The organism is Streptomyces cyanogenus, assembly GCF_017526105.1.
Classification (GTDB): domain Bacteria; phylum Actinomycetota; class Actinomycetes; order Streptomycetales; family Streptomycetaceae; genus Streptomyces; species Streptomyces cyanogenus.
Map to the genome: position 1 here is coordinate 1,572,353 of NZ_CP071839.1, position 22,879 is coordinate 1,595,231.

The 22,879-nt window shown below is 74.2% G+C and carries 23 protein-coding genes; 16 read left to right on the plus strand and 7 right to left on the minus strand.

The window, feature by feature from the left end; all coding sequences use genetic code 11:
• Positions 1-93 precede the first annotated feature (93 nt).
• The 4 genes from bioB to S1361_RS06965 all read left to right on the plus strand — a co-directional run bounded on the left by bioB (position 94) and on the right by S1361_RS06965 (position 4,293).
• Positions 94-1,314: a biotin synthase BioB gene (gene bioB / locus S1361_RS06950; RefSeq protein WP_208030963.1), complete on the plus strand. Its 1,221-nt coding sequence runs from the start codon at positions 94-96 to the stop codon at positions 1,312-1,314.
• Positions 1,307-2,587: an adenosylmethionine--8-amino-7-oxononanoate transaminase gene (locus tag S1361_RS06955; RefSeq protein WP_208030964.1), complete on the plus strand. Its 1,281-nt coding sequence runs from the start codon at positions 1,307-1,309 to the stop codon at positions 2,585-2,587. Before bioB ends, S1361_RS06955 begins: the two co-directional genes overlap by 8 nt.
• A 1-nt stretch (position 2,588) precedes the next feature.
• Positions 2,589-3,305: a dethiobiotin synthase gene (bioD, locus tag S1361_RS06960; RefSeq protein WP_208030965.1), complete on the plus strand. Its 717-nt coding sequence runs from the start codon at positions 2,589-2,591 to the stop codon at positions 3,303-3,305.
• Between the two features lie 295 nt (positions 3,306-3,600).
• Complete coding sequence (locus S1361_RS06965) at positions 3,601-4,293, plus strand: class I SAM-dependent methyltransferase (RefSeq protein ID WP_208030966.1); 693 nt, start codon at positions 3,601-3,603, stop codon at positions 4,291-4,293.
• Here the strand turns inward: S1361_RS06965 and S1361_RS06970 are convergent, their stop codons facing one another.
• Together S1361_RS06970 and S1361_RS06975 are read right to left on the minus strand one after the other, a co-directional pair.
• Positions 4,294-4,668: a fic family toxin-antitoxin system, toxin component gene (locus S1361_RS06970; RefSeq protein ID WP_208030967.1), complete on the minus strand. Its 375-nt coding sequence runs from the start codon at positions 4,666-4,668 to the stop codon at positions 4,294-4,296.
• 4 nt (positions 4,669-4,672) lie between these two features.
• Positions 4,673-4,915 (minus strand): toxin-antitoxin system HicB family antitoxin, encoded by a 243-nt coding sequence (locus S1361_RS06975; RefSeq protein WP_208030968.1) that lies wholly within the window; start codon positions 4,913-4,915, stop codon positions 4,673-4,675.
• 202 nt (positions 4,916-5,117) lie between these two features.
• Between S1361_RS06975 and S1361_RS06980 the strand changes: the two genes are divergently transcribed.
• From S1361_RS06980 to mug, 9 genes are all read left to right on the plus strand, one after another.
• Positions 5,118-5,960 (plus strand): ABC transporter ATP-binding protein, encoded by an 843-nt coding sequence (locus S1361_RS06980; RefSeq protein ID WP_208030969.1) that lies wholly within the window; start codon positions 5,118-5,120, stop codon positions 5,958-5,960.
• A 4-nt stretch (positions 5,961-5,964) separates the two neighbouring features.
• Positions 5,965-8,541 (plus strand): ABC transporter permease, encoded by a 2,577-nt coding sequence (locus tag S1361_RS06985; protein ID WP_208030970.1) that lies wholly within the window; start codon positions 5,965-5,967, stop codon positions 8,539-8,541.
• Between the two features lie 77 nt (positions 8,542-8,618).
• Entirely contained in the window at positions 8,619-9,506 is an 888-nt protein-coding gene (locus S1361_RS06990) for an LLM class F420-dependent oxidoreductase (RefSeq protein ID WP_208030971.1), read from the plus strand.
• A gap of 46 nt (positions 9,507-9,552) precedes the next feature.
• Complete coding sequence (locus S1361_RS06995) at positions 9,553-9,978, plus strand: GNAT family N-acetyltransferase (protein ID WP_208030972.1); 426 nt, start codon at positions 9,553-9,555, stop codon at positions 9,976-9,978.
• Between the two features lie 172 nt (positions 9,979-10,150).
• Complete coding sequence (locus S1361_RS07000) at positions 10,151-11,512, plus strand: hemolysin family protein (protein ID WP_208030973.1); 1,362 nt, start codon at positions 10,151-10,153, stop codon at positions 11,510-11,512.
• Entirely contained in the window at positions 11,509-12,528 is a 1,020-nt protein-coding gene (locus S1361_RS07005; RefSeq protein ID WP_208030974.1) for a hemolysin family protein, read from the plus strand. The genes S1361_RS07000 and S1361_RS07005 overlap by 4 nt, the downstream gene beginning before the upstream one ends.
• Before the next feature lie 76 nt (positions 12,529-12,604).
• On the plus strand, positions 12,605-13,393 hold the full coding sequence (locus S1361_RS07010; RefSeq protein WP_208030975.1) for an SGNH/GDSL hydrolase family protein: 789 nt from the start codon (positions 12,605-12,607) through the stop codon (positions 13,391-13,393).
• Between the two features lie 118 nt (positions 13,394-13,511).
• A complete protein-coding gene (gene purB, locus S1361_RS07015) occupies positions 13,512-14,954 on the plus strand; it encodes an adenylosuccinate lyase (protein ID WP_208030976.1) in 1,443 nt (480 codons plus the stop codon).
• A 71-nt stretch (positions 14,955-15,025) separates the two neighbouring features.
• Complete coding sequence (gene mug / locus S1361_RS07020) at positions 15,026-15,538, plus strand: G/U mismatch-specific DNA glycosylase (protein ID WP_208030977.1); 513 nt, start codon at positions 15,026-15,028, stop codon at positions 15,536-15,538.
• Between the two features lie 84 nt (positions 15,539-15,622).
• Here the strand turns inward: mug and S1361_RS07025 are convergent, their stop codons facing one another.
• The 4 genes from S1361_RS07025 to S1361_RS07040 all read right to left on the minus strand — a co-directional run bounded on the left by S1361_RS07025 (position 15,623) and on the right by S1361_RS07040 (position 18,588).
• The gene (locus S1361_RS07025) at positions 15,623-16,357 is read right to left on the minus strand and encodes a sulfite exporter TauE/SafE family protein (protein WP_208030978.1); all 735 of its coding nucleotides are present in this window, start codon (positions 16,355-16,357) and stop codon (positions 15,623-15,625) included.
• Between the two features lie 92 nt (positions 16,358-16,449).
• Positions 16,450-16,893, minus strand: coding sequence for a hypothetical protein (locus S1361_RS07030; RefSeq protein WP_208030979.1), 444 nt, complete (start codon positions 16,891-16,893; stop codon positions 16,450-16,452).
• A gap of 61 nt (positions 16,894-16,954) precedes the next feature.
• Entirely contained in the window at positions 16,955-17,665 is a 711-nt protein-coding gene (locus S1361_RS07035; RefSeq protein WP_208030980.1) for an ABC transporter permease, read from the minus strand.
• 2 nt (positions 17,666-17,667) lie between these two features.
• Positions 17,668-18,588 carry an ATP-binding cassette domain-containing protein gene (locus S1361_RS07040; RefSeq protein ID WP_208030981.1) on the minus strand — a complete coding sequence of 307 codons (921 nt, stop codon included), beginning with the start codon at positions 18,586-18,588 and terminating at the stop codon, positions 17,668-17,670.
• Positions 18,589-18,695: 107 nt separating this feature from the next.
• Here S1361_RS07040 and S1361_RS07045 point away from each other — a divergent pair, with 107 nt between their 5' ends.
• The 3 genes from S1361_RS07045 to S1361_RS07055 all read left to right on the plus strand — a co-directional run bounded on the left by S1361_RS07045 (position 18,696) and on the right by S1361_RS07055 (position 21,774).
• A complete protein-coding gene (locus S1361_RS07045; RefSeq protein WP_208030982.1) occupies positions 18,696-19,850 on the plus strand; it encodes a sensor histidine kinase in 1,155 nt (384 codons plus the stop codon).
• Positions 19,851-19,864: 14 nt separating this feature from the next.
• The gene (locus S1361_RS07050) at positions 19,865-20,521 is read left to right on the plus strand and encodes a response regulator transcription factor (protein WP_208030983.1); all 657 of its coding nucleotides are present in this window, start codon (positions 19,865-19,867) and stop codon (positions 20,519-20,521) included.
• Between the two features lie 98 nt (positions 20,522-20,619).
• A complete protein-coding gene (locus S1361_RS07055) occupies positions 20,620-21,774 on the plus strand; it encodes an ROK family protein (RefSeq protein WP_208030984.1) in 1,155 nt (384 codons plus the stop codon).
• Positions 21,775-21,931: 157 nt separating this feature from the next.
• On the opposite strand, the gene S1361_RS07060 is transcribed toward S1361_RS07055, so the two are convergent.
• Complete coding sequence (locus tag S1361_RS07060) at positions 21,932-22,693, minus strand: GntR family transcriptional regulator (protein WP_208030985.1); 762 nt, start codon at positions 22,691-22,693, stop codon at positions 21,932-21,934.
• Positions 22,694-22,879 lie beyond the last annotated feature (186 nt).

The following is a 22,879-nucleotide window of genomic DNA, read 5'->3' on the forward strand; positions in this document are numbered from 1 at the left end:
GCCCACCGTGTGGCAATACCCACACGGTGATCCGGCTCTGTTGTGCGAAGTCTCCTTGGCCAGGGGCGGTCCCGTAGGACAGGATCGGGCCTCATGGACCTGCTGAACACGCTGGTGGACAAGGGGCTTCGGCGCGAGCTGCCGACCCGCGAGGAAGCGCTCGCCGTGCTGGCCACCTCCGATGACGACCTGCTCGACGTGGTGGCCGCGGCCGGCAAGGTGCGCCGGCACTGGTTCGGGCGCCGGGTGAAACTCAACTATCTGGTCAACCTCAAGTCGGGCCTGTGTCCCGAGGACTGCTCGTACTGCTCCCAGCGGCTCGGCTCCAAGGCCGACATCCTGAAGTACACCTGGCTCAAGCCGGACGAGGCCTCCCAGGCCGCCGCCGCGGGTCTCGCGGGCGGCGCCAAGCGGGTCTGCCTGGTGGCCAGCGGGCGCGGCCCGACGGACCGGGACGTGGACCGGGTCTCGCAGACCATCAAGGCCATCAAGGAGCAGAACGAGGGCGTCGAGGTGTGCGCCTGCCTCGGCCTGCTCTCCGACGGCCAGGCCGAACGGCTGCGCGAGGCCGGCGCGGACGCCTACAACCACAACCTCAACACGTCCGAGGGGACGTACGGGGACATCACGACCACCCACACGTACGCCGACCGGGTGGAAACGGTGCAGAAGGCGCACGCGGCCGGCCTGTCCGCCTGTTCGGGTCTGATCGCGGGCATGGGCGAGACCGACGAGGACCTTGTCGACGTGGTGTTCTCGCTGCGGGAGCTGGACCCGGACTCGGTGCCGGTGAACTTCCTGATCCCGTTCGAGGGCACCCCGCTGGCCAAGGAGTGGAACCTCACCCCGCAGCGCTGCCTGCGGATCCTGGCGATGGTCCGGTTCGTCTGCCCGGACGTGGAGGTCCGCATCGCGGGCGGCCGTGAGGTCCACCTGCGCACGATGCAGCCGCTGGCGCTGCACCTGGCCAACTCCATCTTCCTCGGCGACTACCTGACCAGCGAGGGCCAGGCCGGCAAGGCCGACCTGGACATGATCGCGGACGCCGGCTTCGAGGTGGAGGGCGCCGGCGAGGTGACGCTGCCGGAGCACCGGGCGGCGGCCGTCGGGGGCGGCTGCGGGTCGCACGCCGAGACGGGCTGCGGCTCGCACGCCGAGGCCGGCTGCGGGTCGCACGCCGAGGCGGGCTGCGGCTCGCACGAAGGTGGCGGCGTCTGCGGTACGGCGGCTGTTGCCACGGCCGCCGAGCCGCGCACCGATCTGGTCGCGGTCCGCCGCCGGGGCGCCGGAACGGACCTCGCGCCCAATGCCTGACCTCGGTGTGCCGGAGCTGCTGGAACTGGACCGGCGGCATGTGTGGCATCCGTACGGCCCGATGCCCGGGCGCGTGGAACCGCTCGTCGTGGAGGCGGCGAGCGGGGTCCGGCTGCGGCTGGCCGACGGCTCCGGCGAACTGGTCGACGGCATGTCGTCCTGGTGGTCGGCCATCCACGGCTACCGCCACCCGGTGCTCGACGAGGCCGTGCGCACGCAGTTGGGGCGGATGAGCCATGTCATGTTCGGCGGGCTCACGCACGAGCCCGCCGTCCGGCTCGCGAAGCACCTTGTCGACATGTCGCCCGACGGCCTGGAGCATGTGTTCCTGGCCGACTCGGGGTCGGTGTCGGTCGAGGTCGCGGTGAAGATGTGCCTGCAGTACTGGCGCTCGCTCGGCCGGCCGGAGAAGCGGCGGCTGCTGACCTGGCGGGGCGGTTACCACGGCGACACCTGGCAGCCGATGGCGGTGTGCGACCCCGAGGGCGGGATGCACGAGCTGTGGACCGGTGTGCTGCCGCGCCAGGTGTTCGCGGACGCGCCGCCCGCCGCGTACGAGGAGTCGTACGCGGACCATCTGCGCGAGCTGATCGGGCGGCACGCCCACGAGCTGGCCGCGGTGATCGTGGAGCCGGTGGTGCAGGGCGCCGGCGGCATGCGCTTCCACTCCCCCGCCTATCTGCGGGTGCTGCGCGAGGCCTGCGACGCGCACGACGTGCTGCTGGTGTTCGACGAGATCGCCACCGGCTTCGGCCGCACCGGCGAACTGTTCGCGGCCGGGCACGCGGCCGTCAGCCCGGACGTGATGTGCGTGGGCAAGGCGCTGACCGGCGGCTATCTGACGATGGCGGCCACCTTGTGCACCGCGCGGGTCGCCGACGGCATCTCGCGGGGCGAGGTGCCGGTGCTCGCGCACGGCCCGACGTTCATGGGCAACCCGCTGGCGGCGGCCGTGGCCTGCGCCTCCATCGAGCTGCTGCTCGGGCAGGACTGGCGCGCCGAGGTCAAGCGGATCGAGACCGGGCTGAGCGAGGGCCTGGCGCCGGCGCGCAACCTCGCCGGGGTGCGCGACGTCCGCGTCCTCGGGGCCATCGGGGTGGTCCAGCTCGACCACGCGGTGGACATGAAGGCCGCGACCGACGCCGCCGTGCGGGAGGGCGTGTGGCTGCGCCCGTTCCGCGACCTGATCTACACGATGCCGCCGTACGTCACCTCGGACGAGGACGTGGCACGGATCGCGCGCGCGGTGTGCGCCGCGGCGCGGGAGGGATGACATGCCGGTACTGGTGATCACGGGCACGGGCACGGAGGTCGGCAAGACCGTCACCACGGCCGCCGTCGCCGCCGCGGCGCTCGCGGCCGGGCGCTCGGTGGCCGTGCTGAAGGCCGCCCAGACGGGCGTACGGCCGGACGAGCGCGGGGACGCCGACGAGGTGGCGCGGCTCGCCGGTCCGGTCACGGCCACCGAACTCGCGCGGTTCCCCGAGCCGTTGGCGCCGGGTACGGCGGCCCGGCGGGCCGGGATGGCGCCGGTGCACCCGCACGAGGTGGCCGAGCGGGCCGCCAAGCTGGCCACCGAGCACGATCTGGTGCTGGTCGAGGGGGCGGGCGGGCTGCTCGTCCGGTTCGACGCGACGGGCGGCACGCTGGCCGACGTGGCCCGGCTGCTGAACGCGCCGGTGCTGGTCGTCGCCCAGGCCGGGCTCGGCACGCTCAACGTCACGGAGCTGACGGCCCGCGAGCTGGAGCGTCGTCGGCTGGAGTTGGCCGGAGTGGTGATCGGCAGCTGGCCCGACGCCCCCGATCTGGCCACCCGCTGCAACGTGGCCGACCTGCCGGAGGTCGCCGGCGCCCCGCTGCTGGGCGCGGTGCCCGCCGGGGCCGGGGCGCTGCCGCCCGCGGAGTTCCGTACGTCGGCACCGGGCTGGCTCGCTCCCCGGCTGGACGGCACCTGGGACGCGGAGGCCTTCACGATCCGGCAGGCGCCGTAGCCGCCCCCCGCCCCAGGACTCCCGTGGCAACGGTGGACGCCCACCCCGGCCGAACCGGCAGAGCCCACAGCCGGCACCACCCCACGCCCCCGCCCCAGGACTCCCGTGGCAGCGGTGGACGCGCGTGCCGGGTGAGCCGGCAGGGGCCGCGGCCGGCAGTACGGCCGGCCGCGGGAGCCGTTCGGTGGGGATGCCCGGGCGTGTCCTGGGGGACACTCTTGCTGGGCCCCGTCGTCGGACTCCCGTCCGCCCCGCGACGGCAGGTCCCAGGACCGTGCTGTCCAGGGAGGTTGCCATGCGCCTGCTGTCCACCGGTTCCGGCCGGGTTGCGCGCAGTCCCGTCCACCATCCGCTGTTCGCCCGTTGCTACGCCCGGATCAGCGTGGGCGCCGAGTCCCGGCTCGGGATGGCCGGGGTGCGGGAGCGGCTGCTCGCCGGGCTGTCCGGGCGGGTGATCGAGATCGGCGCGGGCAACGGGCTGAACTTCCGGCACTATCCGGGCACGGTCGCGGAGGTCGTCGCGATCGAACCGGAGCCGCTGCTCAGGCAGCTGGCGCTGGATGCCGCGCTGCGCGCCGAGGTGCCGGTCGACGTGGTGCCGGGCGCGGCGGAGGCCCTGCCGGTCAAGAGCGAGGCGTTCGACGCGGCCGTTCTGTCACTCGTGCTGTGCAGCGTGCGGGATGTCGAGCGGGCGCTCGGCGAGGTACGACGGGTGCTCCGGCCCGGCGGCGAGGTGCGGTTCTTCGAGCACGGGCGGGGCGGCGGCCGGGTGATGACGCTGACCCAGCAGGCCCTGGACCGCACCCTGTGGCCGGTCGTGAGCGGCGGCTGTCATCTGTCCCGGGAGCCGGTCGCCGCGCTGCGCGCCGCCGGGTTCCGCCTCGGCCCGCACCGGCGGGTGCTGCTGCCGGAAAAGGGGCCGGCGCTGCCGACGTCGTACTGCTCGCTCGGCGTCGCCTGGCGGCCGGACGAGCCGGACGCCCGCTGATCAGATGCTCCAGCCGCGCAGTTCCCGCGCGATGTCGTCCACGCTCGCCGCGCCGTCCTTGACCAGCCGGGCGAGGTCCCTGACCTGTTGGGGGGTGGTGGCGACCTTCTCGCCGCTGGCGACCAGGTAGGCGTAGGCGACCGCCGAGGCGAACAGCGCGTTGGAGCGCTCCAGCGCGGGGACGTGGATCAGCAGTTGGAGGAGGGCGGCGGCGCGGGCCTGCGGGGTGTCGTAGACGGGCACGCCGAATATCTCGGCCCGGTGCCGGGCGACGGCGGCGACCAGGGCGCCCCAGTCGGTGACCTGAGGGTCTCCCGGGGTCCGCTGTTCGGCGAGCATGAGGAGCCAGGCGAGGTCGATACTGAGCTCGTTCAAGGGATCAGCGGCGGCCTTCGCCGGCGTCGGTGCCGCGGGTCTCGGTGAACTCCTCGGCGAACACCGACTCGTAACTCTTCATGAAGTCGGCGGCGGCCTCCACGAAGGTGCGGCCCGCCTCGCCGGTGTCCTGTCTGACCAGCTCTTCGATGTAGCGGTTGACGCTCATGCCGCGGGCCAGCGCGCGCTCGCGGGCCGCGCGGGCGGTCTCTTCGTCCACACGCACGTTCAGCTGGGTCTTCGCCATGCCTCGACGCTAGCGCCGGGGTGCTAGCGCCGGCAAGGGCGCACGGAGGCGCTGCGCCGGGCCCGCGCGTCCCTTACGCTCGCCCGGGGCGGGCGGAAGCCGTACGCCCGCTCGGTACGGGCGGTGCGCCCCTGCACCCGCTCGGGACGGGCGGAGCCGTACGCTCGCCCGCGGAGGCGGTTTTGGCGACCGGGAGGCGGTCTTGTCGACACCTGCTGCTCAGCACGCACCCGGCCGCACGCCGGACGGCCGGATCGCGGCCCGTGCCCGCGCTCTGACCAAGGCGTACGGCTCGGGCGAGACGGCCGTGCTCGCCCTGGACGCGGTGGACGTGGACATCGCGCGGGGCCGCTTCACCGCCGTGATGGGCCCCTCGGGGTCGGGGAAGTCCACGCTCATGCACTGCCTCGCGGGCCTCGACACCGTCTCGTCCGGCCGGGTCTGGCTCGGCGACACCGAGATCACGGGGCTGCGGGAGCGGGAGCTGACCCGGCTGCGGCGGGACCGGGTCGGGTTCATGTTCCAGTCGTTCAACCTGATCCCGACGCTGACCGCGGCCGAGAACATCACCCTGCCGATGGACATCGCCGGCCGGAAGCCCGACGCGCGGTGGCTGGACCTGATCGTCGACACGCTCGGGCTCCGGGACCGCCTCGCGCACCGCCCGGCCCAGCTCTCCGGCGGCCAGCAGCAGCGCGTCGCCTGCGCGCGGGCGCTGGCCTCCCGGCCCGAGCTGATCTTCGCCGACGAGCCGACCGGCAACCTGGACTCGCGGGCCGGCCTGGAGGTGCTGGGCTTTCTGCGCGGTGCCGTGGACGACCTCGGGCAGACCGTCGTCATGGTGACGCACGATCCGGGTGCCGCCGCCCGCTCCGACCTCGTGCTCTTCCTCGCCGACGGGCGGATCGTGGACGAGATGGCCCGGCCGACGGCCGAGGCCGTGCTGGAGCGCATGCGTGTCGTTCCCGGCGGGGACCCCCGGCCGCCGCGGTTCGACGCGGTCCGGGGCCGGCCCCGCGACGGCCGCACCGACGAGGAGGGCTGACCCGGTGCTCAAGGCGACCCTGCGGAGCTTTCTCGCGCACAAGGGGCGGCTGGCGCTGTCCGCGCTGGCCGTGATCCTGTCGGTGGCGTTCGTCGCGGGCAGCCTGATTTTCTCCGACACCGTCGGCCGCACCTTCGACCGCCTGTTCGCCTCCACCGCCGCCGATGTGACGGTCCAGCCCCGGCAGGACCTGGGGTCGGCGCGGACGAGCGGTGCGGTGCAGACCGTGCCGGCCGCCCTGCGGGACCGGGTGGCCGGGGTCGACGGGGTGGCGGCGGCGCGCGCGGAGGTGACCGTGCAGAACGTGGTGGTGGTCGACCGCCGCAACCGGTCCGTCGGCCCGACCACCGGCGCCCCCACCGTCGCCGCGGCCTGGTACGCCACCGGTCGCAGCCCGGTGCGGCTGACCTCCGGTCACGCGCCGAGCGGGCCCGGCGAGGCACTGCTGGACGCGGACACGGCCGGCCGGAGGCACGTACGGATCGGGGACCCGCTGACCGTGCAGGCGCAGCCGGGTACCTTCCGGGTCCGGGTCGTGGGCATCGTCACCTTCACCACGACCAATCCGGGCGCGGCCCGGCTCTACCTCGACCCGGCGGTGGCCGGCCGGGAACTGCTCGGCTCGTCCGCGCGGGCGACGGGCATCGCGGTGGACGCGGCACCGGGCGTGTCCGACGCGGAACTGGAGCGCCGGGTCGGCGCGGTGGTCGGCACCGGGACGTACGACCTGAAGACCGCCGGGGAACAGGCCGAGTCGGCTGCGGCCGCGCTCGGCACCTTCCTCGACGTGGTCAAGTACGTGATGCTGGGCTTCGCCGGTGTCGCCCTGCTGGTCGGCGTGTTCCTGATCGTCAACACCTTCTCCATGCTGATCGCCCAGCGGACCCGGGAACTGGGCCTGCTGCGGGCGCTGGGCGCGGACCGGCGCCAGGTGCGGCGCTCGGTGCTCACCGAGGCGCTGCTGCTGGGGCTGGTCGGCTCGACGCTCGGGCTGGCCGCCGGGATCGGGCTGGCGTTCGGGCTGATCCGGCTGATGAGCGCGTTCGGGATGAACCTGAGGGCCACGGAGATGGTGATCGGCTGGGGGACGCCGGTCGCGGCCTACGTCGTCGGGTTCGGCGTGACCTTCGTGGCCGCCTATCTGCCCGCTCGGCGCGCGGCGGCCGTCTCGCCGATGGCGGCACTCGCCAGTGACGGGGTCGCCGAAGGGGCCGGCGCGGGCAGGCCGTTGGCGGCGCGCGGGATCGCCGGTGCGGTGGTCGGGGCGGCCGGCGCGGCGGCGCTGGCCGGGTGCGCGGCGGCGACGCGGGCCGCGCCGGCCGCCGCGCTGCTGGGCGTCGGTGTCGTGCTGACGCTGATCGGGACCGTGGTGGCCGGCCCGCTGCTGGTGCGGCCGGTGATCCGGGTGCTGGGCGCTGCCTTCCCCGCGCTGTTCGGCCCGGTGGGCCGGATGAGCCGGCGCAACGCGTTGCGCAATCCGCGCCGGACCGGTGCCACGGCCTCCGCTTTGATGGTGGGCCTGGCCCTGGTCTGCGGGATGTCGGTGGCGAGCGCCTCGATGTCCGCGTCGTTCGACCGCCAGATCGACCGCACGCTGGGCGCCGACTTCGTCGTCCAGAACGCCAACTTCATGCCGTTCACGCGGCAGATCGCGGACCGGGCGGCCGCGACACCCGGGGTCGGGCTGGTCGTACGGCAGCGGCTCACCCCGATCGCCGTACGCCTGCCGGACGGCCGTCGGGTGACGACGTCCGCCGCCGGCTACGGCCCGCGGCTCGACGACGTCGCCCACATCGCGTACGCGCGGGGCGGCTCGGCGGCGGCCCTGGCCGACGGGCACCTCGCCCTGGACGCCGGCTACGCGGAGGACCACGGTGTGCGGGTCGGCAGTGTGCTGCCGGTCGAGTTCCCGGGCGGACGCCGGGCGGAGCTGACCGTCGCCGCGCTGACCGACCAGGAGGCGGCCGACGGCTTCGGCAACCAGGGCGGCCTCTTCTTCGGGCTGGCGACGCTGGAGAGGTACGTGCCGAACGGGCAGGACGCCGCGCTCTACGTCGACGCGGCCCCCGGCACCGACCCGGCGCACCTGCGGCCCCGGCTGGAGCGGGCGCTGCGTTCCTTCCCGCAGGTCCAGGTGCGCGACCAGGCCGACTACAAGGATCTGGTGCACGACCAGATCGCCGTGCTGCTGTACCTGGTGTACGCGCTGCTCGGGCTGGCGATCGTCATCGCCGTGCTCGGCGTGGTCAACACGCTCGCCCTGTCGGTGGTGGAGCGCACCCGGGAGATCGGGCTGCTGCGGGCGATCGGGCTGGGGCGGCGGCAGTTGCGCCGGATGATCCGGCTGGAGTCGGTGGTGATCGCGGTGTTCGGGGCGGTCCTCGGGCTGGGCCTGGGTCTCGTGTGGGGGGTGTGCATGCAGCGGGTGCTGGCCCTGCGCGGGCTGACGGTGCTCGCGATCCCGTGGGGCACGATCGTCGCGGTGGTGATCGGCTCGGCGGTGGTGGGCGTGGTGGCGGCGCTGCTGCCCGCGCTGCGGGCGTCGCGGATGAACGTGCTGGCGGCGATCGCCCACGAGTGAGCATGCCCCGGTGATCGTGCCGGAGCGGACGTGATGGAATCGAGCCCGGTCAAGTCGTGTGCCAACGGGGAGATGTGATGGTGCGTCCGTTCCGCTTCGGAGTCAACCTGCTCACGCCGGCGCCCGCCGCCGAGTGGCGCGCCACGTGTCGTCGCGCCGAGGAACTGGGCTACGACGTGATCCTCGTCCCGGATCATCTCGGCATGCCCGCGCCGTTCCCGGCGCTGGTCGCGGCGGCACAGGCGACGCAGCGGCCGCGGCTCGGCACGTTCGTGCTCAACTCCGGTTTCTGGAACCCTGCGCTGCTGGCCCGCGAGGTGGCGACCACCGACGCGCTGACCGGCGGCCGGCTCGAACTGGGCCTGGGCACCGGGTACGTGCGGGCGGAGCACGAGGCGGCCGGGCTGCCGTACGGTTCGCCGCGCGAGCGGGTGGACCACCTGGAGCGCACGGTGACGGAACTGGAGCGGCTGTTCGGCTCCGGGGACCACGCTCCCCGGCCCGCCCAGGCCCGGGTGCCGGTGCTGATCGGCGCCAACGGCGACCGGATGCTGCGCCTGACCGCCGAGCACGCGGACATCGCGGCCTTCACCGGGGCCCGGCCGGGGAAGTCCGCGGGCACCCTGGACCCGCTGGACGCCGAGGAGCTGGACGAGCGGGTGGCCCGGTACCGCGCGCTGGCGGCGGACCGCGCCGAGCCCGCCGAGCTGAACCTGCTGATCCAGCTGGTGGCCGTCACCGACGATCCCGAGCCGGCCCTGGAGCCGCTGCTGGCGGGGCGGCCGGGGATGACCGTGGAGCAGGCTCTGGCCCTGCCCATCGTGCTGGCCGGCCCGCTGGACGACGTGGTGGCGAAGGTGCGGGCGCAGCGCGAGCGGTTCGGGTTCTCGTACCTGACCGTGCTGGAGCCGTTCATGGAGGCGTTCGCGCCGGTGATGGAACGGCTGCGGGACGAGTCCGCATGATGGAGATGCCGGGCGGCGCCCGGGAGCCGGCGATCATGATGGCGCCATGACCGATCTGCGTGTACGCGCCGCCGGGCCCGAGGATCTCGACGCCGTCCTCGCCTTCTGGAAGACGGCTGCCGAGGGGACGAGCATCAGCGACGACCGCGCCGGTGTGGAGCGGCTGGTCGACCGGGACCCGGAGGCGCTCGTGCTGGCCGAGCTGGACGGTGAGCTGGTGGGCACGGTGATCGCCGGCTTCGACGGCTGGCGGTGCCATCTGTACCGGCTCGCGGTGCACCCGGAGCGGCGGCGGCAGGGCATCGGCTCGGCGCTGCTGGCCGCCGCCGAGGAGCGCTTCGCGGGACTCGGCGGGCGGCGCGCGGACGCGATGGTGCTGGTCCGCAACGAGAGGGCGCAGCACGCGTGGAGCGCCGCCGGGTACGGGCCGGAGGAGCACTGGCGGCGCTGGGTGAAGCCGCTCACGGACTGACACCGGGGGCCGGGACCGGGCACCGGAAGGCTTTTTTGCCCATCCTTTACTCTTGAGGGAGCACTCGGCCCTCTATGAAAGGTTGTGAGCGTCCGCCCATGGGCGAGCCTCCCAGTCCGCGACACCGCGCGTTCCGTCCCACCCTGTCCGATCATGGGACGGGGGTGAACCGATGACCGAAGTGCTCCTCCTTCTGGTGGCGATCCTGCTGTCGCTCGCCTGCGGCGCCTTCGTGGCGGCCGAGTTCTCCCTGACCACGGTCGAACGCGGCGAACTGGAGCGGGCCGCCGCGCGTGGCGAGCGTGGTGCCGCGGGCGCCCTGAAAGCCGTACGGAACCTCACCTTCCAGCTCTCCGGCGCCCAGCTCGGCATCACCGTCACCAACCTGGTGGTCGGCATGCTCGCCGAGCCGTCGATCGCCAAGCTGCTCGCCGGGCCGTTCACGGCGATGGGCCTGTCCCCGACCACGGCGAGTTCGGTCGCGCTGGTGCTGGGCACGGCCCTGTCGACGGTGTTCCTGATGGTCGTCGGCGAGCTGGTGCCGAAGAACTGGGCGATCTCCTCGCCGCTGGCGATGGCCAAGCGGGTGGGCAGCGCCCAGCGCTGGTTCAGCGCGGTCTTCCGGCCCTTCATCACCCACCTGAACAACACCGCGAACCGTTTCGTCCGCCGGCTCGGCGTCGAGCCCGCCGAGGAGCTGGCCTCCGCGCGCGGGCCGCAGGAGCTGGCCGCGCTCGCCCGGCACTCCGCCAAGGAGGGTGCCCTGGAGCCGGACACCGCCGAACTGTTCGTGCGGACGCTGAACCTGGCCGACCTCACGGCCGAGAACGTGATGACCCCGCGCGTCCAGGTCATCGCCCTCGACACCCAGGCGACCTGCGAGGACGTGGCCAACGCGACCCGGGCGACCGGACTGAGCCGGTTCCCGGTCTACCGGGGCAGCCTGGACTCCGTCGTCGGCACCGCCCACATCAAGGACGTGCTGGCCGTCTCCGCGGACCAGCGGCGCCACCGCACGGTCGCACAGATCATGCGCGAGCCGCTGCTGGTGCCCCAGTCCCTGACCGTCGACCGGCTGCTGGACCGGCTCGGCGGCCGGCGCACCATGGCCGTCGTCATCGACGAGTACGGCGGTACGGCCGGTGTGGCCACCCTGGAGGACATCGTGGAGGAGGTCGTCGGCGAGGTGCGGGACGAGCACGACCCGCACGAGACGCCCGACCTCGCCCCGGCCGGCGCGGACGAGCGGGGCCGGGCCCTGTACGCGGCGGACGGCGCCGCCCGCACCGACCAGCTCGCGCGCGTGGGACTGCGCGTGCCCGAGGGGCCCTACGAGACACTGGCCGGCCTGGTCGCCACCGAGCTGGGCCGGATACCCGCCGTCGGGGACAGCGTCGAGGTGGCCGGCTGGCGGCTGGACGTGGTCGACGCCTCGGGCCGCCGGGCCGCGCGGGTGCTGCTGCACGCGCCGCTGGACGACGAGCGTGCCCACGGCACCTACGGAACCCGTGGGACGCGGGAGGGGACGCGATGACCGCCGTACAGCTGCTGATCGGTCTGGCGACCCTCGTCGTCAACGCCTTCTTCGTGGGCGCCGAGTTCGCGCTGATCTCCGTGCGCCGCTCGCAGGTCGAGCCGCTGGCCCAGGAGGGCGACCGGCGCGCGCGGAGCGTGCTGTGGGGCCTGGAGCACGTGTCCGCGCTGCTGGCCGCCGCCCAGCTCGGCATCACGCTGTGCACGCTGGTACTGGGTGTGGTCGCCGAGCCGGCGATCGCCCATCTGCTGGAGCCGGTGTTCCACGCGCTGGGCGTGCCGGTGAGCGCCGGGCACGCCGTGTCGTTCGTGATCGCGCTGACCCTCGCCACCTATCTGCACATGCTGCTCGGCGAGATGGTCCCGAAGAACATCGCGCTCGCCGAGCCGGTGCGCAGCGCGCTGCTGCTCGGCCCGCCGCTGGTCGCGCTGTCCCGGGCGCTGCGGCCGGTGATCTTCACGGTCAACGCCTTCGCGAACGGGCTGCTGAAACTGCTGCGGGTGGAGGCGAAGGGCGAGGTCGCGGCGACCTTCACGGACACCGAACTGGCCGAGATCGTCAAGGACGCCAGCGAGGCGGGCCTGATCGACGACCGGGCGCAGGAGCGGCTGCACGACGCCCTGGAGCTGGGCAGCCGGCCGGTGCGCGACGTCGTCGTACCGCTGCAACGCGTCGTCTACGCGCGCGTGGGCGTCACCCCGGAGCAGCTGGAGCGGCTGTCGGCCGAGTCGGGTTTCTCCCGGTTCCCGGTGGTCGACACCGGCCGCCGGATCGTCGGCTACCTGCACGTCAAGGACGCGCTGGACGCCTCGCCGCGGGACGTGGCGTTCCGGCTGCGCGACATGCGCCCCATCGCCCGGGTCCGCGAGGGCACCCCGCTGGACGACGTCCTCACCGCGATGCGCGGCAGCCGCACCCACCTCGCCGCCGTCCTCGGCGACGACGGCCGGCTGGCGGGCCTGGTCACGATGGAGGACGTCCTGCGCCAGCTGTTCGGCCAGCCGGCCCAGAGCTGAGGGCCGGGAGCGGCTGCCCGGTACCCAGGGCTGACCGACCGGCTGGTATTGGCCTCGGGATACCATCGCTGTCGCCATGCAGACGAATCCCACACCTCCCGCCTACACCAGCCTGGTCGCGGTCGGCGACTCCTTCACCGAGGGCATGTCGGACCTGCTTCCCGACGGCTCCTACCGGGGCTGGGCCGACGTCCTCGCCGCGCGGATGGCCGCCCGTACGCCCGGCTTCCGGTACGCCAACCTCGCCGTGCGCGGGAAGCTGATCGGGCAGATCGTCGACGAGCAGGTGGAGGTGGCCGCAGCCATGAACGCCGACGTCGTCACCCTGGTCGGCGGCCTCAACGACACCCTGCGCCCCAAGTGCGACATGGGCCGGGTCCGGGGACTGCTCACCGAGGCCGTGGAGCGGCTGGCGCCCTCCTGCAGGCAGCTGGTGCTGATGCGCAGCCCCGGACGGCAGGGCCCGGTGCTGGAGCGGTTCCGGCCGCGCATGGAGGAGCTGTTCGCCTGCGTGGACGAGCTGGCCGCCAAGCACGGCGCCGTGGTGGTCGACCTGTACGGGGCGCCCGCACTGGCCGACCCGCGGCTGTGGGACGTGGACCGGCTGCACCTGACGGCGGAGGGACACCGCCGGGTCGCCGAGGCGGTGTGGCAGACGCTCGGGTACGACCCGGAGGACACCGACTGGCACATACCGATGCCGGCGACGGCCCCGCCGGGCTGGCTGACGCGGCGGACCGCCGACGTCCGGTTCGCCCGGCAGCACCTGCTCCCCTGGATAGGCCGCCGCCTGACCGGCCGCTCCTCGGGCGACGGCCGCCCGGCCAAGCGTCCGGACCTCCTGCCGTACGAGGACCTGGCGTAGGCCGCCCGGGCCCGTTCCTCCCTGGAGCGGGGGCGGACGGCGTGACGGGGCTCTCGTAGCTTCCGCCGAACGCCCCCATGGCATTGGCCTGCACGAAGCGCCAGTAGAATCTGGACACGTGACTTCTGCGCCCGCCAAGCCCCGCATCCCGAACGTCCTCGCCGGACGCTACGCCTCCGCCGAGCTCGCCACGCTCTGGTCCCCCGAGCAGAAGGTGAAGCTGGAGCGGCAGCTCTGGCTCGCCGTGCTGCGGGCCCAGAAGGACCTCGGCATCGAGGTGCCGGACGAGGCGATCGCCGACTACGAGCGTGTCCTCGACACCGTCGACCTGGCCTCGATCGCCGAGCGCGAGAAGGTCACCCGGCACGACGTGAAGGCGCGGATCGAGGAGTTCAACGACCTCGCCGGGCACGAGCACGTGCACAAGGGCATGACCTCCCGTGACCTCACGGAGAACGTCGAGCAGCTGCAGATCCGGCTCTCGCTGGAGCTGGTGCGCGACCGTACGGTGGCCGTACTGGCCCGCCTCGGCAAGCTCGCGGGCGAGTACGCCGAGCTGGTCATGGCCGGCCGCTCGCACAACGTGGCCGCGCAGGCCACGACCCTCGGCAAGCGCTTCGCGACCGCCGCCGACGAGCTGCTGGTGGCCCACGGCCGCGTCGAGGAGCTGCTCGGCCGCTACCCGCTGCGCGGCATCAAGGGCCCGGTCGGCACCGCGCAGGACATGCTGGACCTGCTGGGCGGTGACGCCGCCAAGCTCGCCGAGCTGGAGAACCGGATCGCGGGGCACCTCGGCTTCTCGCAGGCCTTCACCTCCGTCGGCCAGGTCTACCCGCGCTCCCTGGACTACGAGGTCGTCACCGCGCTGGTCCAGCTGGCGGCCGCTCCGTCGTCGCTGGCGAAGACCATCCGGCTGATGGCCGGCCACGAGCTGGTGACCGAGGGCTTCAAGCCCGGCCAGGTCGGCTCCTCCGCGATGCCGCACAAGATGAACACCCGCTCCTGCGAGCGCGTCAACGGCCTCATGGTCATCCTGCGCGGCTACGCCTCGATGACCGGCGAGCTGGCGGGCGACCAGTGGAACGAGGGCGACGTGTCCTGCTCGGTGGTGCGCCGGGTGGCCCTGCCGGACGCGTTCTTCGCGCTGGACGGCCTGCTGGAGACCTTCCTGACGGTCCTCGACGAGTTCGGCGCCTTCCCGGCCGTCGTCGCCCGCGAGCTGGACCGCTACCTCCCCTTCCTCGCCACCACCAAGGTGCTCATGGGCGCCGTGCGGGCCGGGGTCGGCCGCGAGGTCGCGCACGAGGCGATCAAGGAGAACGCCGTGGCGACCGCGCTCGCGATGCGTGAGCAGGGCGCCGAGCGCAACGACCTGCTCGACAAGCTCGCCGCCGACGAGCGGCTGCCGCTGGACCGCGAGCGGCTGGGCGCGCTGATGGCCGACAAGCTGTCCTTCACGGGTGCCGCCGCCGACCAGGTCGGCGTGGTCGTCGCCCGGATCGAGGAGATCGTCAAGCAGCACCCGGAGGCCGCCGGGTACACCCCCGGAGCGATCCTCTGAGCCGCACACCGCGCTCTCCCCGCTTCACCCAGGCGGAGCTGGAGGCCGCCCGCGACCGCCTCGTCCCGGACGTGGTCGCGGACGGCCTCCGCGTGCTGTTCTGCGGCATCAACCCCGGTCTGATGACCGCCGCGACCGGTCACCACTTCGCCCGCCCCGGCAACCGGTTCTGGCCGGTGCTGCACCTGTCCGGCTTCACACCCCGGCTGCTGCGGCCGGCCGAGCAGCAGGAGCTGCTCTCCTACGGCCTCGGCATCACCAACGTGGTCGCCCGGCCCACCGCGCGGGCGGACGAACTGGGCGCCGAGGAGTACGCCGAGGGCGGCCGGCTGCTGACCGCCAAGGTGACGCGTCTGAAGCCGCGGTGGCTGGCCGTGGTCGGCGTGACCGCCTACCGTGCCGCCTTCGCCGACCGCACCGCCCGGATCGGCCCCCAGCAGAGCACGATCGGCGACACCCGCATCTGGGTCCTGCCCAACCCCAGCGGCCTGAACGCCCACTGGACCGCGGCCACGATGGCGCAGGAGTACGCCCGGCTGCGGGAGGCCGCGGACGGGGACGTGCCCCGACGGCCCTTCGGGTGAACGGCCCGCCCGGCAGCCTTCGGCACCGACCCGGGCGGCTGCGACCCGGGAGGGTGCGGTCAGGGCCGGTGCGACGCGTGGGCGTCATGCCATCTCCAGCAGCCCCTTGACCAGTACGGAGAAGCCACCGGCGAGGGCCAGGACGAAGATGAGCCGGCGCACCCCGCGCTCCTGGACCCTCGGGGCCAGCGCCCTGCCGACGAGGGCACCCGCCACCATGGCGGCCACGGCCACCGACCAGGCCGGCCCGCTCAGCCGTGGCACCCCGTTGACGGCAACCGAGAGGACGTTCACCGCGATGCCGTAGAACTGGGCGTTCGGCACGAACTCGTGGACCCGCCAGCCCGCGTTCAAGGCGTACAGCGAGTACGGTGGCCCGCCCACACCCGCGGCGGAGTTCATGAAGCCGCCCACGGCACCCGCGGTCACGGCGCCCTTGGTTCCGGTCAGGGCCGGTATGCGCGCGCCTGCCATCACGAGCGCCACGGCGAGCGTCACCAGGGTTCCGATGCCGGCCAGCAGCACCGGCTCGGGAAGCCGGGCGGCCGCCCACGAGCCGACCGGCACGGTGCACGCGGCGGCGGCGACCAGGGGAACCATGGCACCGATCCGTACCCGTCGCCAGCCCGCGGCGAGTCCGCCGATGCTGATGACGCCGGCCGCGCAGTTCGCGAGCACCACGCCCTGCGCCGGTCCGAGCGTCAGCACGAGCACGGGGACCGCGATGAGCGCGAAGCCCATGCCGGTGAGCCACTGCACGGAAGCAGCCACCGCGACGACGCCGCCCAGCAGTAGTTCGGCCGCTCCTGCCCCTGCCACCACACCGGACTCCTGCCGTCACCCCGATGATCGTGGCCATCCTGGGCGGAGGGGGTCCCCGAGGGCAATGGCCCGGCAGGCGGGAGCGGCTGTCAGGGCGGGGCCGTGCTGGTCACTATGCCGAGCAGCTGGAACGGCAGTTCCTTGTCCCACTGGGAGATGCCGAGGGCCAGCCAGCGGTCGGTCCGCGGGAGTTGCCACAGCTGGACGTCGGGGACGTGGCAGCTCAGACCGGCCCAGGGCTCGGGGATGTCCTCGCCCGCCAGGGTCCGGTCGAGGACGCTGTACAGGCTGACGTGGTGCGGCGGGCCCCAGCGGTCGCCGAGCCGCTGGGCGAGGCCGTCCCGGTCGGCCTCGTACTGGTCCGCGGTCTCCTCCCGTGCGCTGCCGTCGTCCTCCCAGAAGTCCTCGCTCGTCTGTAACGTGGCTATGTGGTAGCCGGGCCCGCTCTCGCCGTGCTCCGTCCTGCCGCGCGCGGTGGGGAACTCCCGGGCGCACAGCAGGTCGATGAGGGTCAGGCACTGCACGATGTCCATGCCGTCCAGTAAAGCGGGCACCACTGACAACTGGCGGTCTGTCAGGGTGCCCCGACCGGCGTCAGGCGTCCCTGCGGCGCAGGCTCCACGCGCCCGCCAGCAGGGCCGCCGCCGTCCACAGCGCGGTCACCGCGAGGCCGGTCCACGGGCCGAGGGTGCCGTCCCAGGTGCTGTGCAGCGCGACCTGGCCGGCCCGGTCGGGGAGGAAGTCGGCGACCGAGCCCGACAGGTCGCCCACGACGAAGGAGACGATCAGGAGGAACGGGATCAGCACGGAGAGGGTTGCCACGCCGCTGCGCAGGACCGTGGCGAGGCCCGCGGCGAACAGCGCCAGCAGCGTCAGGTGCAGGCCGCAGCCGACCGCGCCGCGCACCCCCTCGGTCCGGCCGGGCGCGGACGTGCCGAGGGCCGCCCGGCCCACCAGGAGCGTGACGAACCCCGTGAGCAGCCCGACGGCCAGCGCCGGCAGGGCGATCGCCGTCGCCTTGGCGGCGAACCAGCGCCCCCGGTCGGGCACCGCCGCCAGCGTCAGCCGCAGCGCACCGCCCCGGAACTCCGACGAGACGGCCGTCGTGCCGAAGGCGATCGCGGCGACCTGGCCGAAGCCGATGCCGAAGAACATAGAGAACAGCGGGTCGGAGTCGTCGGCGTCGGCCGAGGCGAGCGCCGCCAACGGGGCGGTGGCGACGAGGATCGCGGCGAGGGCGCCCAGCAGGGAACGCAGGGTACGGATCTTGATCCACTCGGCGTGGAGCACGGGTGCGAAGGGCATGGTCAGGCCTCCTGGCGTGATGCGGTGAACTCGGCCTCGGCCGCGGTCAGGTCGAGGTAGGCCTCCTCCAAGGTGGCCTCCCGGGCCGCGAGTTCCAGGACCGGGACGCCCGCCTCGGACATCAGCCGGCCCAGGTCGTCCACGCGCGCGTGCCGTACGGTCCACGTCCCGTCCTCGTCCCGGGAGGCGTCGTGACCGTGCCGGGCGAGGAGGTCCTCCAGGGCGGCGGGTTCGGTGGTGCGGATGCGGACGTGCGGCCGTACACGCGCGTGGATGAAATCCCGGACCGGTGTGTCGGCGAGCAGCCGGCCCCGGCCGAGGATCAGCAGGTGGTCGGCGAAGGCGGCGGTCTCCCCCATCAGATGGCTGGAGACCAGGACGGTGCGGCCCTCCGCGGCGAGCCGGCGCAGCAGGGCGCGGATCCACACGATGCCTTCGGGGTCGAGGCCGTTGGCGGGTTCGTCGAGCAGGACGACCTCGGGGTCGCCGAGCAGGGCGGCGGCGAGGCCGAGACGCTGGCGCATGCCGAGGGAGTACGTCCGTACCCGGCGCCGGGCCACGGCGGCGAGGCCGGTCTCCGCCAGGACGGCGTCGACCCGGCGGGCCGGGATGCGGTTGCTCGCGGCGAGGGCGAGCAGGTGGTCCCGGGCGGTGCGGGAGCCGTGCGCGGCGCGGGCGTCGAGCAGGGCGCCCACCCGGCGCAGGGGGTCGCGGAGCCCGGTGTAGGCGTGGCCGCCGACGGTGGCGGTGCCGGCGGTGGGCCGGTCGAGGCCGAGGACGAGGCGGAAGGTGGTGGACTTGCCGGCGCCGTTGGGGCCGAGGAAGCCGGTGACCCGGCCGGGGTGCACGCGGAAGGTGAGCCGGTCCACGGCCCGCCGGCCGCCGTACTCCTTGGTGAGGTCTCGTACGTCGATGCTGGTCATGGCAACGGCCTGGCCGTACGGCGGAGTTGGCTGATCCCCCGCCGGTGGGGACCGCCTCCCCCGTGCGGGGGAGGTCCGTTGCCGGTGCCGCCTGCGACGATGAGCGCATGGCCCGCTTCCTGCGCCCGCTGCTGAGCGGGGCGACGTACACACGTCTGCTGCATCTGTGGGTGCCCATGCTGCTGGTCAGCGTCTGGCTCTTCGTCGACCCCTCGACCCCGTGGGTGCCCGCGCTGCTGCTCGTCCCGCTCGGACTGGTGCCCGCGACACGGCGGGGCGAGGGGGTGCAGGCGCGGCTGCTGCTCACGCCCGGCGAGCCGGAGCCGGGCATCTCCGAGGCGTCGGCTGCGACCTGGCGGGACCGGCTGCGTACGGTGCTGTGGCTGGAGTTGCGCATGGTGCTCGGCGCGGCGGCCGTGTTCGCCTCGGTGTGGCTGCCCGTCACCAGCGTCGAGCTGGCGCGGTGCGCGTGGGACGCGGCGCCGGCCGGGGTCCCGCTGCTGGACCGGCTGCCGCCGCACCCCGCCTGGGCGCTGCTGGCGCCGCTGCCGCTGCTCGCCCTGTACGGGGCGGTGGTCGGGCTCGGAGAGCTGCTCACCGCCGCCGCGCGCCGCCTCCTCGGGCCGTCGGCGGCCGAGCGGCTGGCCGCGCTGGAGGAGCGCACCGAGCAGTTGCTGGAACGCACCCGGATCGCGCGGGAGTTGCACGACTCCATCGGGCACGCGCTGACGGTGGCGGTGGTGCAGGCCGGTGCCGCGCGCGCGGCCGGCGATCCGGAGTTCACCGACCGGGCGCTGGCCGCCGTCGAGGAGACCGGCCGGGCCGCGCTGGAGGACCTGGAGCGGGTGCTGGGCGTGCTGCGGGAGACCGAACGGCCGGTGAGCGCCCGGCCCACACTGGCCGACGCCGGCCGGCTGCTGGAGTCGGCGCGGGCCTCCGGCGCCAAGATCGACGCCGAGGTGACGGGCGCGGTCGAGGCCGTACCGGGCCCGGTGTCCCGTGAGGGCTACCGGATCCTGCAGGAGGCGCTCACCAATGTGCTGCGGCACGCGGGGGCCGTCCCGGTCCGGGTCCGGGTCGCGGTCACCGGCGGGACGCTCACCCTGGAGGTCCGCAATCCGCTGCCGGGGGCGATACCCGGCCCCGGGCGGGGCAACGGCCTGCGCGGCATACGGGAGCGGGCCGCGCTGCTCGGCGGCACCGCGAGGACCGGCCCGGACGAGGGCGACTGGCAGGTGCGCGCGGAGCTGCCCGCCGGCTGATCTACGCTGGCGGGATGCCGGTCACCGTACTCCTCGTCGACGACGAACCCCTGGTGCGCGCCGGTCTGCGAGCCGTGCTGGAGGCGCAGCCCGGCATCGAGGTGGTGGGCGAGGCCGCCGACGGTGCGGCGGTCATCCCGCTGGTGCGGCAACTGCGGCCCGACGTGGTCGCCATGGACGTGCGGATGCCGCTGATGGACGGCATCGAGGCCACGCGCGCGGTGCTGCGCACGGTGCCGGAGCCGCCGAAGATCCTCGTGGTGACGACCTTCGAGGACGACGAGCACGTGTACGAGGCGCTGCGCGCGGGCGCCGACGGTTTCCTGCTGAAGCGGGCCCGCCCGGCCGAGATCGTGCACGCGGTGCGGCTGGTCGCGGAGGGCGAGTCACTGCTGTTCCCGGCCTCGGTACGACGGCTCGCCGCCCGGTACGGCGACGGCGACCGCCCGGCGCGGGCGGTGCTGGAGCGGGCCCGGCTGACCGAGCGGGAGGCGGAGGTGCTGCGGCTGATGAGCCGGGGGCTGTCGAACGCCGAGATCGCCGCCCGGCTGGTGGTGGGCGCGGAGACGGTGAAGTCGCATGTGAGCGCCGTCCTGGCCAAGCTCGGCGCGCGCGACCGCACCCAGGCGGTGATCGCGGCCTACGAGTCGGGCTTCGTGGAGCCGGGCTGAGCGAGGGCTCCGGCCGCGGGCGGGGCCCGGCGTTCGCCGGGGTGCGACGGGCCGAGTACCATCCGGCCAACACGCCCGCGAGCTGGGAGGGACGGACGGTGGGGCAGCTGACCGGCGGCGATCCCTCGCTGCTGCGAAGGATCAATTCCGCGGTGGTGCTGCACGCGCTGCGTGCCACGGGCTGCGCGACACTCACCGAGATCACCCGCGTCACCGGGCTGTCCCGGCCGACCGTGGAGGGCGTGGTGGAGGGGCTCATCGAGGGCGGCCTCGTGGTGGAGGCGGCGGCCGACGACGGCGGCGCCCGACGCCAGGGGCGGCCCGCCCGGCGGTTCCGGTTCCGGGCCGAGGCGGGGCATCTGCTGGGCCTGGAGGTCGGGCCGCACCGGGTCGCCGCGCTCCTGTCCGACCTGGACGGACGGGTGCTGGGCGCCCAGGCCAAGGAGGTCGACGAGACGGCCCCGGCGGACGAGCGGCTGGACCGGCTGCGCGGCGCGGTCGCCGAACTGCTGCGCCGGGCCGGGGTGGCGCGCGGCTCGCTGCGGGCGGTGGGCGTGGGCACACCGGGCATCGTGGAGGCGGACGGCACGGTGCGGCTGAGCACGGCCCTGCCGCAGTGGACGGGGCTGCGGCTCGCGGAGCGGCTGAGCCGTTCCTTCCGCTGCCCGGTCCTGGTGGAGAACGACGCCAACGCGGCGGCCGTCGCCGAGCACTGGAAGGGCGCGGCGACCGAGACGGACGACGTGGTGTTCGTCCTGGCCGGGCTGAGCCCCGGGGCCGGCTCGCTGATCGGCGGGCGGCTGCACCGGGGCTACGGCGGGGCGGCCGGGGAGATCGGCGCGCTGCATCTGCTGGGCCGGGAGGCGACGCCGGAGGCGCTGCTGTCCACCACCGACGAGCCGCTGCACCCGCTGGACGAGCAGGCGGTGGCCGAGGTGTTCGCGCTGGCCCGGAAGGGCGACCAGCAGGCCCGGGCGGCCGTGGAACGGTTCATCCAGCGGCTGGTGCACGATGTCGCCGCGCTGGTGCTGGCGCTCGATCCGGAGCTGGTCGTGATCGGGGGCTGGGCGGCGGGTCTGGACGGCGTCCTGGAACCGCTGCGGCGGGAACTCGCCCGCTACTGCCTGCGGCCGCCTCGGGTGGCGTTGTCCTTACTGGGTGAGGCGGCCGTCGCCACGGGGGCGCTGCGCTTGGCTCTGGACCATGTGGAGGAGCAGTTGTTCGCCGTGGAGGGAACGGTTACCCGGCGCTGAGCTGTGCGACGAGGCGCGGGTCGTCGTAGCGCCGCGGCGGCGTCGTGGCCGGTCGCGCCCGCGCGGCGGAGCCGCACGTTCGATGCGCCCCCGCGCCCCTGGGGGGTTGGCCGCGTCCGGAGTCGTGCGGAGCCCGGTGTGCGGGCTGCCTCAGGGCTCAGGAAGCCCGCCGCCCCGGGTCGTGGTGTATCTCCACGCCCGCCGATTCGCCGAAGGTCAGCCGGCAGGTGTCCGCGCGGTAGGTGGCCACCGACAGTGCGGCGGTGCGCCCCTGGGCGAGGAAGCGGGTGGTGACGACGAGGACGGGCGAGCCGGGGAGGCGGTCGAGTTCCTTGGCGTCGTCCGCGCGTGCGGAGCCCAGCTCGACGGCGCGCTCCTCGCCCTCCAGCGGCAGGTGCTGCAGCTCGCGCAGCACCGCACGCGCGCGTGCCGCGCCGGACGGGGCGTCGATCGCGGTGAGGCCGGGCACCGAGGCCGCCGGGATGTAGAGCAGCTCGGTGGCGACCTGCTGACCGTGGGACATGCGGGTGCGGCGGACGGTGTGGACGGGCTCGTCCGTGCCGGTCTCCAGTGCGGCGGCGACGGCGGCGGGCGGCGTCGCCAGGTCGCTGTCGACGGGCTGCCAGGCGTCTCCGGCGGCGCCGGGCCAGGCGTGCTGTTCGGTGCCGACGGCCACGCCCACGCGCGGCGGCGCGACGGTGGTGCCGACGCCGCGGCGGCGCTGCAGGCGGCCTTCCAGCTCCAGCTGTTCGAGGGCCTGGCGGAGCGTGGCCCGGGCCACGCCGAAGCGGGCGGCGAGGTCACGTTCGTTCGGCAGGATCTCGCCGACCGAGAACTCGGAGTCGAGTGCCTCGGTGAGCACGGTCTTGAGATGCCAGTACTTCGGTTCCGGTACCGATTCCAGCTGCGTGGTCCCCACCCTGTCCTCCGCATGAGCCGTGGTCCGGCGGTTTTTGGCGCCCTTGTTTATTAAAGGTTGTTGCACTTCTCTGCGACGATAGGGCGACCGTCACCCTTGGTCAAGACCAATCCTCGGTGCGACACGGAACGCGCGGACGGGCTGCCGCGGAGCGTTCATGAGGCGTTCGTACGCGGCACGCCGTGT

What these genes read in the sequence shown, in the direction of transcription:
- bioB (WP_208030963.1), top strand. Translation starts at nt 94, where the DNA reads ATGGACCTGCTGAACACGCTGGTGGACAAGGGGCTTCGGCGCGAGCTG.
- S1361_RS06955 (WP_208030964.1), top strand. Translation starts at nt 1,307, where the DNA reads ATGCCTGACCTCGGTGTGCCGGAGCTGCTGGAACTGGACCGGCGGCAT.
- bioD (WP_208030965.1), top strand. Translation starts at nt 2,589, where the DNA reads ATGCCGGTACTGGTGATCACGGGCACGGGCACGGAGGTCGGCAAGACC.
- S1361_RS06965 (WP_208030966.1), top strand. Translation starts at nt 3,601, where the DNA reads ATGCGCCTGCTGTCCACCGGTTCCGGCCGGGTTGCGCGCAGTCCCGTC.
- S1361_RS06975 (WP_208030968.1), bottom strand. Translation starts at nt 4,915, where the DNA reads ATGGCGAAGACCCAGCTGAACGTGCGTGTGGACGAAGAGACCGCCCGC.
- S1361_RS06990 (WP_208030971.1), top strand. Translation starts at nt 8,619, where the DNA reads ATGGTGCGTCCGTTCCGCTTCGGAGTCAACCTGCTCACGCCGGCGCCC.
- S1361_RS06995 (WP_208030972.1), top strand. Translation starts at nt 9,553, where the DNA reads ATGACCGATCTGCGTGTACGCGCCGCCGGGCCCGAGGATCTCGACGCC.
- S1361_RS07000 (WP_208030973.1), top strand. Translation starts at nt 10,151, where the DNA reads ATGACCGAAGTGCTCCTCCTTCTGGTGGCGATCCTGCTGTCGCTCGCC.
- S1361_RS07005 (WP_208030974.1), top strand. Translation starts at nt 11,509, where the DNA reads ATGACCGCCGTACAGCTGCTGATCGGTCTGGCGACCCTCGTCGTCAAC.
- S1361_RS07010 (WP_208030975.1), top strand. Translation starts at nt 12,605, where the DNA reads ATGCAGACGAATCCCACACCTCCCGCCTACACCAGCCTGGTCGCGGTC.
- S1361_RS07030 (WP_208030979.1), bottom strand. Translation starts at nt 16,893, where the DNA reads ATGGACATCGTGCAGTGCCTGACCCTCATCGACCTGCTGTGCGCCCGG.
- S1361_RS07035 (WP_208030980.1), bottom strand. Translation starts at nt 17,665, where the DNA reads ATGCCCTTCGCACCCGTGCTCCACGCCGAGTGGATCAAGATCCGTACC.
- S1361_RS07040 (WP_208030981.1), bottom strand. Translation starts at nt 18,588, where the DNA reads ATGACCAGCATCGACGTACGAGACCTCACCAAGGAGTACGGCGGCCGG.
- S1361_RS07045 (WP_208030982.1), top strand. Translation starts at nt 18,696, where the DNA reads ATGGCCCGCTTCCTGCGCCCGCTGCTGAGCGGGGCGACGTACACACGT.
- S1361_RS07050 (WP_208030983.1), top strand. Translation starts at nt 19,865, where the DNA reads ATGCCGGTCACCGTACTCCTCGTCGACGACGAACCCCTGGTGCGCGCC.